At 74.4% G+C, this 15,360-nt stretch carries 14 protein-coding genes and 1 tRNA gene; 12 read left to right on the top strand and 3 right to left on the bottom strand.

Going from position 1 to position 15,360, the window contains the following annotated elements; translation table 11 throughout:
* Positions 1-20 precede the first annotated feature (20 nt).
* Positions 21-1,922 (bottom strand): serine/threonine-protein kinase, encoded by a 1,902-nt coding sequence (locus ACI8AX_RS05900; RefSeq protein WP_456548855.1) that lies wholly within the window; start codon positions 1,920-1,922, stop codon positions 21-23.
* A 290-nt stretch (positions 1,923-2,212) separates the two neighbouring features.
* Here ACI8AX_RS05900 and ACI8AX_RS05895 point away from each other — a divergent pair, with 290 nt between their 5' ends.
* From ACI8AX_RS05895 to ACI8AX_RS05885, 3 genes are all read left to right on the top strand, one after another.
* Positions 2,213-3,043: a hypothetical protein gene (locus tag ACI8AX_RS05895; protein ID WP_456548854.1), complete on the top strand. Its 831-nt coding sequence runs from the start codon at positions 2,213-2,215 to the stop codon at positions 3,041-3,043.
* A 127-nt stretch (positions 3,044-3,170) separates the two neighbouring features.
* Positions 3,171-3,440, top strand: a complete 270-nt coding sequence (locus ACI8AX_RS05890) for an antibiotic biosynthesis monooxygenase (RefSeq protein ID WP_456548853.1) — start codon at positions 3,171-3,173, stop codon at positions 3,438-3,440.
* A gap of 82 nt (positions 3,441-3,522) precedes the next feature.
* On the top strand, positions 3,523-4,926 hold the full coding sequence (locus ACI8AX_RS05885) for a glycine--tRNA ligase (RefSeq protein ID WP_456548852.1): 1,404 nt from the start codon (positions 3,523-3,525) through the stop codon (positions 4,924-4,926).
* A 104-nt stretch (positions 4,927-5,030) separates the two neighbouring features.
* Here the strand turns inward: ACI8AX_RS05885 and ACI8AX_RS05880 are convergent, their stop codons facing one another.
* Positions 5,031-5,867: an acyl-CoA thioesterase gene (locus ACI8AX_RS05880; protein ID WP_456548851.1), complete on the bottom strand. Its 837-nt coding sequence runs from the start codon at positions 5,865-5,867 to the stop codon at positions 5,031-5,033.
* A gap of 90 nt (positions 5,868-5,957) precedes the next feature.
* On the opposite strand from ACI8AX_RS05880, the gene dusB reads away from it, so the two are divergent.
* From dusB to ACI8AX_RS05840, 8 genes are all read left to right on the top strand, one after another.
* The gene (gene dusB, locus ACI8AX_RS05875) at positions 5,958-7,118 is read left to right on the top strand and encodes a tRNA dihydrouridine synthase DusB (RefSeq protein ID WP_456548850.1); all 1,161 of its coding nucleotides are present in this window, start codon (positions 5,958-5,960) and stop codon (positions 7,116-7,118) included.
* Positions 7,115-7,564, top strand: coding sequence for an Rv0361 family membrane protein (locus ACI8AX_RS05870; RefSeq protein WP_456548849.1), 450 nt, complete (start codon positions 7,115-7,117; stop codon positions 7,562-7,564). Before dusB ends, ACI8AX_RS05870 begins: the two co-directional genes overlap by 4 nt.
* A gap of 248 nt (positions 7,565-7,812) precedes the next feature.
* On the top strand, positions 7,813-8,343 hold the full coding sequence (locus ACI8AX_RS05865; protein ID WP_456548848.1) for an Rv0361 family membrane protein: 531 nt from the start codon (positions 7,813-7,815) through the stop codon (positions 8,341-8,343).
* 157 nt (positions 8,344-8,500) lie between these two features.
* A complete protein-coding gene (gene ppdK / locus ACI8AX_RS05860) occupies positions 8,501-11,212 on the top strand; it encodes a pyruvate, phosphate dikinase (RefSeq protein ID WP_456548847.1) in 2,712 nt (903 codons plus the stop codon).
* A gap of 91 nt (positions 11,213-11,303) precedes the next feature.
* Positions 11,304-11,936: a YdcF family protein gene (locus tag ACI8AX_RS05855; protein WP_456548846.1), complete on the top strand. Its 633-nt coding sequence runs from the start codon at positions 11,304-11,306 to the stop codon at positions 11,934-11,936.
* Positions 11,937-11,945: 9 nt separating this feature from the next.
* A complete protein-coding gene (locus ACI8AX_RS05850; RefSeq protein WP_456548845.1) occupies positions 11,946-12,458 on the top strand; it encodes a hypothetical protein in 513 nt (170 codons plus the stop codon).
* Positions 12,458-14,341: a DNA primase gene (gene dnaG, locus ACI8AX_RS05845; RefSeq protein WP_456548844.1), complete on the top strand. Its 1,884-nt coding sequence runs from the start codon at positions 12,458-12,460 to the stop codon at positions 14,339-14,341. The genes ACI8AX_RS05850 and dnaG overlap by 1 nt, the downstream gene beginning before the upstream one ends.
* On the top strand, positions 14,338-14,919 hold the full coding sequence (locus ACI8AX_RS05840) for a hypothetical protein (RefSeq protein WP_456548843.1): 582 nt from the start codon (positions 14,338-14,340) through the stop codon (positions 14,917-14,919). The genes dnaG and ACI8AX_RS05840 overlap by 4 nt, the downstream gene beginning before the upstream one ends.
* A 1-nt stretch (position 14,920) precedes the next feature.
* Here ACI8AX_RS05840 and ACI8AX_RS05835 read toward each other — a convergent pair whose 3' ends face one another.
* On the bottom strand, positions 14,921-15,130 hold the full coding sequence (locus tag ACI8AX_RS05835) for a hypothetical protein (RefSeq protein WP_456548842.1): 210 nt from the start codon (positions 15,128-15,130) through the stop codon (positions 14,921-14,923).
* Between the two features lie 129 nt (positions 15,131-15,259).
* Here ACI8AX_RS05835 and ACI8AX_RS05830 point away from each other — a divergent pair.
* Positions 15,260-15,332, top strand: a tRNA-Asn gene (locus tag ACI8AX_RS05830).
* Positions 15,333-15,360 lie beyond the last annotated feature (28 nt).

Here is a 15,360-nt window from a genome sequence, read left to right as displayed (position 1 = left end):
GGAGCCCTCCTCGTGCCGGTTCAGCCCTCGACGAAGTCGCTGTTGCTCGGCTCGGTCCACCAGTCCCAGAGGGTCGCGATGGCGTCGGGGCCACCGCCGGGGATCGAGACGACGCCGATGGTGCCGACGTCGTCCTGGGTCCAGTACAGGACGGCGTCGCCCTGCTGGCTGGTGTAGGCGGCCACCAGTCCACCGGTGTCCCCGGTGGTGTAGGTGTGCCAGCCCTGCGTCGTCGGGACCTCGGCCAGCGACGCCGCCTCCGGCCGGGCCAGGCCGTCCACGACGTCGGCCTGGAAGACCTCCGCGGCGGCGTCCCCGTCCTCGTAGAGGAAGAAGTTCGACACCTGGGGGCCGGGCTGGACCGGCGAGGGGCCGCACAGCAGGGCCGCGAGGTCGCCGTCGCCGACCGGCTCGCTGCGGGGCTCGCAGGCGTCCGCGTCGTAGGTGGCGGGCAGGACCGAGCGGAGGGTCTCCTCCGGGTCGTCCTCGACCGGCGGGTCGGTCGGCGGCGTCGTGTCGCCCGGCGTCGTGGTGTCGACGGGGGGAGTGGTGTCGTCGGCCGTGCCGCCGCCACCGCCGTTGTCGGAGCCGCCGGCGAGCACGACCACCAGGACGACGGCGAGCACCACGAGGGCCGCGACCCCACCGAGGATCCACGGCAGCCTGTTCGGCTTCCGGCCGGCACCCGAGGGCGAGGAGCCGTGGTAGCCGCCGGGCCCACCAGGACCGCCGGGGCCGTTCGGGCCGAAGCCCGTCGTCCCCCCGGCGCCCTGCTGCGGGAAGCCGGGCGGGCCGGGGTTGGACGGCGGACCGTAGCCGCCGGGGGCGGAGGGCGCGGGGTACCCGGTGCCGGCCGCGGGTGCGTAGCCGCCGGTGGCCGGTCCGTAGCTCGGCGGGCCGGGGTTGGACGGCGGGCCGTACCCGCCGGGCCCGGGGTTGGACGGCGGGCCGTAGCCGGCCGGGCCGGGGTGCGAGGGCGGTCCGTAGCCACCGGGGCCGGGGTTGGAGAACCCGACGGTCTGCGGCTGGAACGGCAGCGGGGTGACCGAGGTCGGCGGGGCGGCGGGGATGACCGCCTCGGCGACGCCGGACTCGCGCAGGGCGGCGCGGGCCGCGGCCGCGAGCTCCCCGCAGGTCGCGTAGCGCTCGTCGGGGTCCTTGGCCAGACCCTTGAGGACCACCTCGTCGAGCTTGCGCGGCAGCCCGGGACGGACCGCCGACGGCGCCTGCGGGTCGTTGTTGAGGTGGGCGTACATCAGCGTGGCCAGGCCGTCGCCGGTGAAGGGACGGCGGCCGGTGAGGCACTCGAAGAGCACGCAGGCCAGCGCGTACACGTCGACCCGCTTGTCGATCGGCTTCTCGAGGAACCGCTCGGGCGCCATGTAGTCGAACGAGCCGAGCGCGGCGCCGGTCTGGGTGAGCGCCGGGCCGGCGGCGTCGGAGGTGGACCGGGCGATGCCGAAGTCGACGAGGTACACGAACTCGTCGTCGCCGGAGCCGGTGACCAGCACGTTCGAGGGCTTCACGTCCCGGTGGACCAGGCCGTCGGCGTGCGCGGAGTCCAGGGCGCGGGCGGTCTGGCTGACGATGGACACCGCGCGGGCGGGGTCCATCGGGCCCTCCTCGGCCAGGACGGCGGCGACGTCGCGGCCGGGCACCAGGCGCATGTCGAGGAACAGGCGGCCCTCGATCTCGCCGTAGCGGTGGATCGGGACGATGTGCGGCTCGTTCAACCGCGCGGCCAGGTGCGCCTCGCGGCGGAAGCGCTCCCGGTAGCCGGTGTCGGCCGCCAGCGCCTCCGAGAGCACCTTGAGCGCGACGATGCGGTCGTGCTCGGTGTCGAAGGCGCGGTAGACCTCACCCATCCCGCCCCGGCCGAGCATGGCCTCGATGCGGTACGGGCCGAACTGTTCCAACTCCACGTGCTGACGTCCCCTCCGTGTGCCACCGCTCGGCCGGCCGTCCGAGCCGGCGCCGGGTAGCGGTCGTCGGCGGAGTGTAGGGACGCGGTCGGACGCCGACCAGCGACCCGGCCGCAGGAATGTGCGCAGCCTCCTCCGTCCGGGCCTCCGGCGTGAGGCCCCCGGGACGGTTCGTGACGCACCTGTGACAACTCGCGCGCGCGAACCGGTAGGCGCGGCCCCGCCGCCTGGCTACCTTGCTGTCCGCTCCGGGGCCGCCCGCCCCGGCAACCCGAGACGAGAGAAGCACCATGAGCCAACCCCCAGGTCAGTACGGCGGCCAGTACGGCGCGCCCGGTCAGTACGGCCAGCCCGGTCAGTACGGGCAGCCCGGCCCCGGCCAGTACGGCCAGCCGGGTGGCTACGGCCAGCCGGGCGGCTACGGCCCGCCCGGTGGCGGCCCGGGCTTCGGCGGCCCGGGCTACGGGCCCGGCGGCTACGGCCAGCCGCCGCAGAAGAAGAGCGTCCTGCCGTGGGTGATCACCGCCGCCGTGGTGGTGCTCGCCGGCGTCGGCGTGCTGCTGTTCTTCCTGCTCGGGGACGACGACGACTCGAACACCGCCTCGAGCACGTCCACGCCGCCGAGCACCTCGTCGTCGGTCTCGGCCGAGGGCATGGGCATGGGGTCGGAGCAGATGGGCGAGGACGAGGACCCGCCGACCATGGACCTGCCCACGGGCGCCGAGGTGCCCATGGAGGAGATGGACCCCCCGACCGGCGGCGGCAGCGGTGAGGAGACCATCACCGGCTCGGTCGACCTGGCCGCCCAGTGGCTGGTCGCCGTCGCGCAGGCCGACACGGCCACCGCGTGGGCGCTGACCGACCCGTCGCTGCAGCAGGCCGCCGCCGAGGGCGCGGCCAGCGCCGGCGTCACCCCGGAGGAGTACCTGGTCGGCTACATCTACGCCAACGTCTTCGAGGGCGAGGCGCCGGCCGACGCCTCGTTCGTGACGGTGGAGTACGACTCGGAGAGCGGCACCGACGTCGTCGTCGTCGAGGTCGTCCTCGAGAGCGGCAGCTCGGTGAACGTCGCGATGTTCGTCAACGAGGCGCTGCTGGTGCAGGACTTCGGCACCCTCTGACCGCAGCGCGTCCCGACGGCCGGTCCCCGCACCCGCGGGGGCCGGCCGTCGGCCGTCCCGGCCCCGGTCTGCGACGATGCCGCCGGCCCGGTGGACGGGCCGGGGAGGCGGTGCGCAGGTGTTCGTGGTGACCCGGCTGCGGGTGCCCGACGGCGACGGCCCGGCTCTCGCCCGGGACGCCGCCGCGCTGCTGGCGGCGCTGGCCGCACGGCCCGGTTTCCGCGACGGGCACGTCGGCGAGGCCGCCGAGGAGCCGGGCCTGTGGGCCCTGGTGACGGTGTGGGACGGCGTCGGCGCCTACCGGCGGGCGCTCTCGGCCGCGGAGGTCAAGATCGCCGGCGCGCCGGTGTGGGTGTACGCGGTGGACGAGCCGGGGGTGTTCCTCCCGGCACCCTGACCGGTCCCGGGCCGGCCGCCGGGGCGCGACTACCGTGGACGGGTCAACCGCCGACCGCCAGCCGGATGGAGCCTGAGAGCCCGTGGCCGAGAGCCCGACCAAGCACGACCCCGCCCGCCTCGACAAGGTGGTCAACCTCTGCAAGCGCCGGGGGTTCGTCTTCCCCTCCGGCGAGATCTACGGCGGCACCCGCTCCGCCTGGGACTACGGGCCCCTGGGCGTCGAGCTCAAGGAGAACATCAAGAAGCAGTGGTGGCGGACCGTCGTCCAGAGCCGTGACGACATCGTCGGCCTGGACTCCTCGGTGATCCTGCCGCGCCAGACCTGGGTGGCCTCCGGTCACGTCGGCGTCTTCACCGACCCGCTGACCGAGTGCCAGAGCTGCCACAAGCGCTTCCGGGCCGACCACCTCGAGGAGGACTTCGAGGCGCGCAAGGGCCGGGCGCCGGAGAACGGCCTGGCCGACATCACCTGCCCGAACTGCGGCACGAAGGGCGCGTGGACCGAGCCGCGCGACTTCAACATGATGCTGAAGACCTACCTCGGCCCGGTCGAGGACGAGTCGGGGCTGCACTACCTGCGCCCGGAGACCGCCCAGGGCATCTTCGTCAACTTCGCCAACGTCATGGGCGCCGCGCGGAAGAAGCCGCCGTTCGGCATCGGCCAGATCGGCAAGTCCTTCCGCAACGAGATCACCCCGGGCAACTTCATCTTCCGCACCCGCGAGTTCGAGCAGATGGAGATGGAGTTCTTCGTCGAGCCGGGCAGCGACGAGACCTGGCACCAGTACTGGATCGACGAGCGGACCCGCTGGTACACCGACCTCGGCATCTCCCCGGACAACCTGCGGCACTTCGAGCACCCGAAGGAGAAGCTGTCGCACTACTCGAAGCGCACCGTCGACATCGAGTACCGCTTCGGCTTCCAGGGCTCGGAGTGGGGGGAGCTCGAGGGCATCGCCAACCGCACGGACTTCGACCTGTCCACGCACACCCAGCACTCGGGCACCGACCTGTCCTACTTCGACCAGGCCACGAACACCCGCTGGACGCCGTACGTGATCGAGCCGGCAGCCGGCCTCACCCGGTCGCTCATGGCGTTCCTCGTCGAGGCCTACACCGAGGACGAGGCGCCCAACGCCAAGGGCGGCGTGGACACCCGCACGGTGCTGCGGCTGGACCCGCGGCTGGCCCCGGTCAAGGCCGCGGTCCTGCCGCTGTCGCGCAACGCCGACCTGTCGCCCAAGGCCCGCGACCTGGCCGCCGCGCTGCGGCGGAACTGGAACGTGGACTTCGACGACGCCGGCGCCATCGGCCGCCGCTACCGCCGCCAGGACGAGGTCGGGACGCCGTTCTGCCTCACCGTCGACTTCGACACCCTCGAGGACCAGGCGGTGACCGTCCGCGAGCGCGACTCGATGAGCCAGGAGCGCATCGGGCTGGACCAGGTGGAGTCCTACCTGGCCGCCCGCCTCCCCGGCTGCTGAGTGGTCCGCCGGCCGCCACCGCGGCCGGGTGCCGTACCCGGCGGGCGTGGGGCTCCACCGCCGCGCCCGCCGGGGACCTCCCGGGTCCGCCACCGGTCACGGCCCTACATGCTCCGTCGCGGGTCCAGGGCGCGGCCGGCGTCCTTGGCCATCGCGTCCTGCTCGAAGGCGGCGACCAGCTCGCCGTCCTCGGTGAACACCGAGCCGCGGCCGTAGACCCGGCCGGTCGCCGCCTTCGTCGCCTCCTGGGTGACCAGCAGCGGCCGGCTGACGTCGAAGCGCTCCAGGAAGTGCACGGTGTGCCCGATGACGCCGGTGTTCAGCGTGACGTGCGCCTGCGAGTAGTCGACCGTGTCGGCGTGCGGCCGGATGGCCAGGCCGATCAGGTACCCGCAGGTCGCCCACACCAGCACGGCCTGGTTCGCGGCCACCGACTCCAGCGGCCGTTCGAAGCGGTGCCACGCGGCCTCCACCGGCACGTCGCCGGCCATCGGCTCGCCCGGCACCCGGCGCAGCTCCGCGCCGGGGAAGGCCTGCGGCGCCGGGTCGGGGGCCAGCTCGCCGAACGACGGGACGTCGGGCATGGCCGGCCCGTGCCGCATGAGGTCGGGGTCGACGACGTTGAGCAGCACCGTCGCCCGGGTCAGCAGCCTGCCGTCCTGCCGCGCCGTCACCGTGTCGCTGGCCCAGGTGCGACCGGCCTGCAGCGACTCCACCTCGACCTCGATGGGGGAGAGGTAGGAGCCGGCGCGGGCGAACACCGCGTGCACCGACCGGACGTCCTTGCCGCCGGCGTGCCGGTCCGAGGCCATGAGCACCTGGCCGAGCAGCTGCCCGCTGAAGACGACGTCGCGGCCCTCGGCGGACTCGGCGGGCTGGAAGACGTGGTAGCGGCGCTCGGCGACCTCGGTCAGCCGGAGCAGGTCGGGCAGGTCGGACACGCGTCGTCTCCTCGTCGAGTCGGGTGCGGTGGCGCGCATGCTGCCAGCGGCTGCCCGGGGTGACCCACGTCGCCGCCTACGCTGGGAGCCGTGACCAGCACCCTCGAGCCGGCGACGGCGGTCGCGCCGCTGCGGCTCGGGCCGCTGACCGTCGACCCGGCCGTCGTCCTCGCGCCGATGGCGGGCATCACCAACCCGGCGTTCCGGACGCTGTGCCGGGAGTTCGGCGCCGGCCTCTACGTCTGCGAGATGATCACGACGCGGGCGCTGGTCGAGCGGAACGCCAAGACCCTGCAGATGGTGCGGGCCACGCCCGAGGAGGCCGCCGCCGGCTTCTCCGTGCAGCTGTACGGCGTCGACCCCGCGACCGTCGGCCGCGCCGTCGAGATGCTGGTCGACGAGGAGGTCGCCGGCACCCGCCCGGCGCACATCGACCTGAACTTCGGCTGCCCGGTGCCCAAGGTGACCCGCAAGGGAGGCGGCTCCGCGCTGCCCTGGCGACGCCGGCTGCTGGCCGACATCGTGCGGTCGGCGGTGCGGGCGGCCCGCGACGTCCCGGTGACGATCAAGACCCGCATCGGCATCGACGCCGAGCACGTCACCTACCTCGACGCCGGCCGCATCGCGCAGGACGAGGGCGCCGCGGCCGTCACGCTGCACGGCCGCACCGCCGACCAGCTGTACAGCGGCACCGCCGACTGGGCGCCGATCGCCCGGCTGGTCGAGGCCGTCGACATCCCGGTGCTGGGCAACGGCGACGTGTGGGAGGCCGACGACGCGCTGCGGCTGGTCGCCGAGACCGGTTGCGCGGGCGTCGTCATCGGCCGGGGCTGCCTGGGCCGCCCGTGGCTGTTCGGCGACCTCGCCGCGGCCTTCGCCGGCCGGGCCGAGCGCGCGCTGCCGACCCTGCGGGAGGTCGCCGCGGTCATGCAGCGGCACGCCGAGCTGCTGTCGGCCGAGCAGGGCGAGCTGCACGGCTGCACCGACTTCCGCAAGCACGTCGCCTGGTACCTCAAGGGCTTCTCGGTCGGCTCCGACGTCCGCCGCGCGCTGGCGATGGTCAGCTCGCTCGACGAGCTGGCCGGGCTGCTGGCGCGGATCCCCGACCAGCCCTACCCGGCCGCCGTGCTCGGCGGGCCGCGCGGGCGCACGAGCTCCCCCCGGCCGGTCGCCCTGCCCGAGGGCTGGCTCGACGACCGCGACGACCCGCGCCCGCCGGCGGGCGCCGAGCTGCTGGTGGGTGGCGGATGAGCACCGCGTCCGAGGGGCCGTTCCTCTACGACGAGGGGCCGGAGGACCTCCACACCGGCACGCCGCGCAACCGCAACGGCCTGCTGCTGGCGATCATGCTGGGCACCGTCGTGCTCGGCGTGGTGATGGTCCTCCTCATCCCGGTGGTCAAGGGGACGGCGGAGGAGCAGTCGACCGGCGCGGTGAACGCCTTCTACGCGGCGCTGGCCGACGGCGACCTCGACTCGGCCGGGCAGCTGCTCTGCCAGGCCGAGCGGCAGCGGCTGGCCGACACCGACCCCGCGGAGGAGTACGTCCGCGGCACCGGCCCCGAGGTCACCGGGACCGCGGAGGGCGAGGTCGACGGCGACACCGTGCAGCGGGTCACCGTGCGCTGGGACGACGGGGCGACCGCCACGCTGACCGTGGTCAACGAGGACGGGCCGCACGTCTGCGGCATCGAGTAGCCGCCGGGCAGCCGCCGGGAGCCGTGGCGTAGCGCGGTCGGGCGACGCGCCGCACGGATGGCGCGGGGATGCCTTCTCAGACCGGTCCCGTGCTGCCACCATGGCGCCGCCCTCGGGACGGATCGTGTCCCTGGGCTCGCTCGAGAGGAAGACCGTTGTCCCAGCCGCCGTTCCCCCCTCAGCCTCCTGCGCCGGGTGGGGGCAGTCAGCCGCCCGCCGCCCCGACCCAGATCGGGTTCCCCGGACAGGTGCAGCTGGCGCCCCAGCCGCAGTACGCCCCGACGCCGCAGCAGGCGCAGAGCCTCCAGGGCGGTCCGCTCGCCACCGGCTTCCCGAACTACCGGTCGCCGCAGCCCTCGCCGCCGTGGATGACCGGGAAGATCGTCGGGGCGGTCGTCGTCGTCCTGACCATCGCCTTCGCGGTGATCGGCTTCCTCATCGTCTCCGGCCGCGGGGCCAACAGCCCCGAGGGCGCCGTCGAGCAGTTCGTGCAGCAGGTCTCCGAGCGCGACGCCGAGGGCGTCTACGACCTGCTCTGCGAGCCGGCCCAGCGCGAGACCTCGGAGTCGGAGCTGCGGGAGGCCCTGCAGTTCGCGCCCCCCGGCGAGGTCGGGGTCGAGATCAACGAGGTCACCGACAGCACCCTGGGCGAGCTCAGCGGCCAGAACGTCAACGCCACGCTGACCTTCCAGGGGCAGTCGCAGGAGGCCAACTTCTTCGTCATCGAGGACAAGGGCTGGCGGATCTGCGGCGGCGACGGCGCCGGCTTCGCCATCTGACCCGTCCCACCCCGCACGACCCCGCAGCGCCGCGCGACGCCCCCACGTCGCGCGGCGCTGCGTCGTCCCGGCCCATGCGCCATGATCGACTCCCTCCCCGCCCCGGGCGACGCTGCCCGGGGCACCCACGGGGCACGGAAGGCGGAGGTGGCGGCCGGTGTCGACGACGGGGACCCAGCAGAAGTGGGTCTACGACTTCAGCGAGGGCAGCAAGGAGCAGAAGGACCTGCTCGGCGGCAAGGGCGCCAACCTGGCCGAGATGACCAACCTCGGGCTGCCGGTCCCGCCGGGCTTCACGATCACCACCGACGCCTGCCGGTACTACCTCGAGCACGGCAGCACCCCGCCCGACCTCGCCGCCCAGGTCTCCGAGCACCTGGCCGCGCTGGAGAAGGCGATGGGCAAGACGCTGGGCGACCCGGCCGACCCGCTGCTGGTCTCGGTGCGCTCGGGGGCGGCGGCCTCGATGCCCGGGATGATGGAGACCGTCCTCAACGTCGGGCTCAACGACGAGTCGGTGCGGGGGCTGGCCGCGCAGTCGGGCAGCGAGCGCTTCGCCTGGGACTCCTACCGCCGGCTGATCCAGATGTTCGGCAAGACCGTGCAGGGCATCGAGGGCGAGCTGTTCGACGAGGCCCTCGACGCGGTCAAGGCCGACCAGGGCACCGACCTGGACCTCGACCTGGACGCCGAGCACCTGCGCGAGGTCGTCGACCGGTTCAAGGCGATCGTCCGCGCGCACACCGGCCGCGACTTCCCGCAGGACCCCCGCGAGCAGATGGACCTGGCGATCAACGCCGTGTTCGACTCGTGGAACTCCGACCGGGCGATCCTCTACCGCCGCCGCGAGCGCATCCCCGGCGACGCCGGCACCGCGGTCAACGTGTGCTCCATGGTGTTCGGCAACCTCGGCATGGACTCCGGCACCGGCGTCGCCTTCACCCGCGACCCCGGCAGCGGGGAGCAGGGGGTCTACGGCGACTACCTGCAGAACGCGCAGGGTGAGGACGTCGTCGCCGGCATCCGCAACACGGTTCCGCTGGTCGACCTCGCCGACATCGACCGGGGCGCCTACGACGAGCTGATGGGCATCATGGCCCGGCTCGAGTCGCACTACCGCGACCTGTGCGACATCGAGTTCACCGTCGAGCGCAACAAGCTCTGGATGCTGCAGACCCGCGTGGGCAAGCGCACCGCCGGGGCGGCCTTCCGGATCGCCACCCAGCTGGTCGACGAGGGCCTCATCGACCTGGACGAGGCCGTCCGCCGGGTCACCGGCGACCAGCTGGCCCAGCTCATGTTCCCGCGGTTCGTCTCCGGCGGGGACGCCACCCGCCTCACCCAGGGCATGAACGCCTCGCCCGGCGCGGCGGTCGGCAAGGCGGTGTTCTCGTCGGAGACCGCCGTCGCCTGGGCGCAGCGCGGGGAGGACGTCGTCCTGGTCCGGCGGGAGACCAACCCCGACGACCTGGCCGGGATGATCGCCGCGCAGGGCGTGCTCACCAGCCGGGGCGGCAAGACCTCGCACGCGGCGGTGGTGGCCCGCGGCATGGGCAAGACGTGCGTGTGCGGCGCGGAGGAGCTGCAGGTCGACACCAAGGCCAAGCGCTTCACCGCGCCCGACGGCACCGTGGTCGGCGAGGGCGACGTCATCAGCATCGACGGGTCGACCGGCGCGGTGTGGCTGGGGGAGGTGCCGGTCGAGCCCTCGTCGGTGGTCCGCTACTTCGAGGGCGAGCTGGACCCCGAGGCGGAGGACGCCGACGACCTGGTGCGCAGCGTCCACCGGCTGCTCACCCACGCCGACGCCGTCCGCCGGCTCGAGGTCCGCACCAACGCCGACACCCCCGAGGACTCCTCGCGTGCCCGCCGCTTCGGCGCCCGGGGCATCGGGCTGTGCCGCACCGAGCACATGTTCCTCGGTGACCGGCGGCGGCTGGTCGAGCAGTTGATCCTGGCCGAGGGCGACGACGACCGGCAGGCCGCGCTCGACGCGCTGGAGCCGCTGCAGAAGCAGGACTTCGTCGAGATCCTCGAGGCGATGGACGGGCTGCCGGTGACCGTCCGGCTGCTCGACCCGCCGCTGCACGAGTTCCTGCCCGACCTCACCGAGCTGTCGGTGCGCGTCGCCGTCGCCGAGGCCGAGGGCCACCACGACGAGGGCCAGCTCCGGCTGCTCGCGGCCGTGCGCCGGATGCACGAGGAGAACCCGATGCTGGGCCTGCGCGGCGTCCGGCTGGGCCTGGTCGTGCCCGGCCTGTTCGCCATGCAGGTCCGGGCGATCGTCGAGGCCGCCTGCGAGCGGAAGGCGCAGGGCGGGGACCCGCGGCCGGAGATCATGATCCCGCTGGTCGGTGCGGTGCAGGAGCTGGAGGCGATCCGCGAGGAGTCCGAGCGGGTCATCGAGGCGGTGTGCGAGGAGCACGGCGTCGACGTCCGGCCGCTCATCGGCACGATGATCGAGGTGCCGCGGGCGGCGCTGACGGCCGACGAGATCGCCGGCTCGGCGGAGTTCTTCTCCTTCGGCACCAACGACCTCACGCAGATGACGTGGGGCTTCTCCCGGGACGACGTCGAGGCGGCGTTCTTCCACGCCTACCTGGACAAGGGGATCTTCGGCGTCTCGCCGTTCGAGTCGCTGGACCGGCCGGGCGTCGGCCGCCTCGTGGAGCTGGGCGTGGAGCGCGGCCGGGCCGCCCGGCCGGACCTGAAGCTGGGCGTCTGCGGCGAGCACGGCGGCGACCCCGACTCGGTGCACTTCTTCCACGCGGTGGGGCTGGACTACGTGTCCTGCTCGCCGTTCCGGGTGCCGGTGGCGCGGCTGGAGGCGGGCCGGGCGGCCCTGGGCGCGGAGCCCGCCGGCGGCTGAGGGAGGACCCCGAGGCCCCCCGCGACTCGCGAGCTCGCCGCGGGCCCCTGCCTCGGGGCCGGCCGTGGGTGGGGCGTGGTACCCATGACCCGTGGGGGTGCGGATGGGGAGCCTGGTGGCCCGGCTGGTCGGCGCCGCCGTCCTGGCCGCGCTGCTGCTGGTCGCCTCGACCGCCACCGCCATCTGGTGGACGGCGCGGCAGGACTCGCGGCCGGCGTCCGACGCGATCGTGGTGCTGGGCTCGGCGCAGTACAACGGGGTCCCGTCGTCGATCTTCGAGGCCCGGCTGGAGCACGCCCTGAAGCTGTACGCCGACGGGGTGGCGCCGGTGATCGTCACCGTCGGCGGCAAGGCCGCCGGCGACCAGTTCACCGAGGCCGAGGCCGGGCAGCAGTACCTGGCGGAGTCCGGCGGCGTGCCCGCCGACGCGCTGCTCGCCGTCGAGGAGGGCGTGGACACCCTGGAGAGCATGCGGGCGGTCGGGCGGGCCTTCGCCGAGCGGGGCTGGGACACGGCGGTCCTGGTCACCGACCCGTGGCACGCCATGCGGGCCGAGCGGATGGCCGAGGACGCCGGCATCCAGGCCGAGAGCTCGCCGACCCGGCAGGGCCCGGCGGTGCAGACCCGGACCACGCAGTTCCGCTACATCATGCGGGAGACCGCCGCCTACCTCCTGTACCGGGTGACCGGCGAGAGCGTGGCCGGCGCCCCGGGGATCGGCTGAGGAGGGCGCGTGCTGGAACTGGGCAGGGCGGGCTCCGCGGGTGTCGAGAAGGGCGTGCTGCCGGTGCTGCGCGACGGCGCGGTCGTCGCGCAGCTGCGGGCGGCGAACTGGAGGGAGGCGGCCACGGCCGTCGTCGGCGGGCGCGAGTGGGTCTTCGCGAAGCAGAAGCGGGAGCTGACCGGCCGCTGGTCGGCCGACCCCGAGGGCACGGCGCGGCTGCGGGCCTCCCAGACCTCGATGTGGAAGGGCACCTGGGAGGCCGACCTGGAGGGGACGCCGGTCTCGGTGGCCGCCCTGTCGGCGTGGAAGAGGACCCACCGGTACACCAGCGGCGGCCGGACCGTCGGCGAGAGCGGGTCGACGGGGGGCTGGTCGCCGCGGCCGACGCTGCGCTGCGACGACGCCGTGCCCGTGGACCACCAGGTCTTCCTGCTGTGGCTGGAGCTGGTCCTCGACCGGCGCAACCAGTCGGCCGCGACCGGGGCGATCGTCGCCGGTGGTGCCGCGGCGGCGGGCAGCTGATGGCCGGCCGAGGGCGGATCCGGGCCGCCGACATCGCCGCGGTCCGCGAGCGCAGCCGCATCGACGAGGTCGTCGGCGAGCACCTGCAGCTGAAGCGGGCCGGTGGCGGCAGCCTCAAGGGGCTGTGCCCGTTCCACGACGAGAAGTCCCCGTCGTTCCACGTCACCCCCTCGCGCGGGCTCTACCACTGCTTCGGCTGCGGGGAAGGGGGTGACGTCATCTCCTTCATCCAGAAGGTCGACCACCTCAGCTTCTCCGAGGCGGTCGAGCTGCTGGCCGGCCGGTCCGGCGTCCAGCTGCACTACGAGGACGACGGCGGGCGACCGACCGGCGCCCCGGACCGGCGCGACGTCGGCCAGCGGGCCCGGCTGGTCGCGGCCAACACCGCCGCCGCCGAGTTCTACGCCGAACAGCTGCGCACCCCCGACGCCGCGCCGGCCCGGCAGTTCCTCGCCGACCGCGGTTTCGACCGGCAGGTCGCCCTCGACTTCGGCTGCGGCTTCGCCCCCGGCGGCTGGGACGCGCTGACCCGCCACCTGCGGGCCAAGGGCTTCACCCAGGAGGAGCTGGTCACCGCGGGCCTGGCCAAGGAGTCCAGCCGCGGCACGCTCATCGACCGCTTCCACCGGCGGCTGGTCTGGCCGATCCGCGACATCACCGGCGACGTGATCGGCTTCGGCGCCCGCAAGCTGATGGACGACGACCCGGGCCCGAAGTACCTCAACACCCCCGAGACCCCGCTCTACAAGAAGAGCACCGTGCTCTACGGCCTCGAGCGGGCCAAGCGCGACATCGCCCGGCGGCACCAGGCCGTCGTCGTCGAGGGCTACACCGACGTGATGGCCTGCCACCTGGCCGGGGTGACGACGGCGGTCGCCTCCTGCGGCACCGCGTTCGGACCCGAGCACATCAGCGTGCTGCGCCGACTGCTGATGGACCAGGACGAGTTCCGCGGCGAGGTCGTCTACACCTTCGACGGCGACGCCGCCGGCCAGGCCGCGGCGATGAAGACGTTCAAGGAGGACCAGCGGTTCGTGGCGCAGACGTTCGTCGCGGTCGAGCCCGACGGCCGCGACCCGTGCGAGCTGCGGCAGGCCCACGGCGACGCCGCCGTCCGCGACCTCGTCGCCCGGCGCACCCCGCTGATCGAGTTCGTGCTGCGCACGCTGCTCGCGGAGTACGACCTGGAGACCGTGGAGGGCCGGGTCGCCGCGCTCGACCGGACGGCGCCGCTGCTGGCCCAGGTCAAGGACCACGCGCTGCGCCCGGCCTACGCCCGGCGGCTGGCGGCGCTGATCGGCGACACCGACGAGGCCGAGGTGCTCGAGCGGATCCGCCGGATCCAGGGCGGCGGGGACGCACCGCAGCGCGGCCGGCCGCGGGCGCCCAAGCGCACCCCGGACGACGCCGCGCTCGAGGTGGAGCGCGAGGCCGTCAAGGCGGCCCTGCAGGTGCCCGAGCTGGCCGGCCCGTCGTTCGACGCCATCCCGCCGGAGGCCTACACCGACCCCGATTACGCGGCGGTGGCCGCCGCCGTCACCGGCGCCGGGGGAGCGGCGGGCGCGCAGGTGTCCGGCCCGGCCTGGCTCGACGAGGTGGCCGGGCACTGCGCCCGGGAGACGGCCCGCGCCCAGCTGACCGCGCTGGCCGTGGAGCCGCTGCGGTCGGTCGGCGAGGCCGACGCCGGTTACGTGCTCGCCGTGCTCGCCCGCCTGCAGGAGATGGCGACCGTCCGCCAGGTGGCCGCGCTCAAGGGCAGGCTGCAGCGGATGAACCCGGTCGAGCAGGCCGACGAGTACACGAAGGTCTTCGGGCAGCTGCTCGCGCTGGAGCAGCAGGCCCGGTCGCTGCGGGAGCGGGCGATGGGCGGGCTCACCCCGTGAGCCCGGCCGACCGGATGCGCCGCCGGTTCACCCGGCCGCCGGAGCTGGTGCGCGCCGTCGTCCTCGCCTCGCCCGACCCCGAGGAGCGGGTGCTCGCCTGGGGCGCGCTCGTGCGCGGGGAGGGCTGGCTGGCCGCCACGTCGCGCGGGCTGCGGCGGGTGCCGGCGGGTCTGGCGCTCGACGCGGCCGGGGAGGTCGGCGTGCTGCCCTGGCACGAGGTCGGCTCGGCCCGCTGGGCGGCGACGGCCGACGGCGGCGGGACCTTCACCGTGGTCCCGCTGGCGGAGGTCGAGCCCGGCGTCCAGGCACGGCAGCCGGCGACGCGCCACGTGCTCGCCGACGCCGGCGACCTGCCCGCGGTGGTGCGCAAGCGGGTCGACCAGACCGTCGTCGACAGCCGCCGCTCGCCGCTGCCCAGCGGCGGGACGGTGCTGCTCGTGGCGCGCCGCGTCCCCGGCCAGGCCGCGCGGGAGTGGACCGTCGTCTTCGACGACGATGCCGACCGGGACGACCCCACCTCGCGCGAGGTCGCACGGCAGAAGCTGGCCGACGCGCTCGCGGCCGAGCGGCCGGACTGAGTCAGCTCGGTGCTTCGCTCCCCATGCGGGCCTTCACCGAGTTGACGACCGAGTCCGCGTGCGCCTGCGCCATGCCCGCGACCTCCTGCAGGCGCGGGTCCTCCTTGGCCTGCGACCAGGCGCGACGGATCTGCTCGTAGCGCTCGCGTCCGGCGCGGGCGCCGAGGACGTAGCCGGCACCGAGGCCGACGAGGAAGGGCAGCTTCGCCACGGGGACCTCCGGGGGCTCGGGAACTGGCGATCACCGTACGCCGGGGGAGGGCCGGCGCGGAGGGGTGCCTCCGCGGGACGACGAACCCGGTGAGGTACTCTCATCGGGCGCGCGGGTCGCACCCGCCCATCCCCCGTAGCTCAATTGGCAGAGCATGCGACTGTTAATCGCAGGGTTATTGGTTCGAGTCCAATCGGGGGAGCACCTGCGCAGGCGGGACGCCTGGACGC

It is taken from the genome of Blastococcus sp. SYSU D00813 (assembly GCF_054050735.1).
Note: the sequence above shows the minus strand (reverse complement) of the source record. Positions and strands in the feature narration are given on the sequence as shown.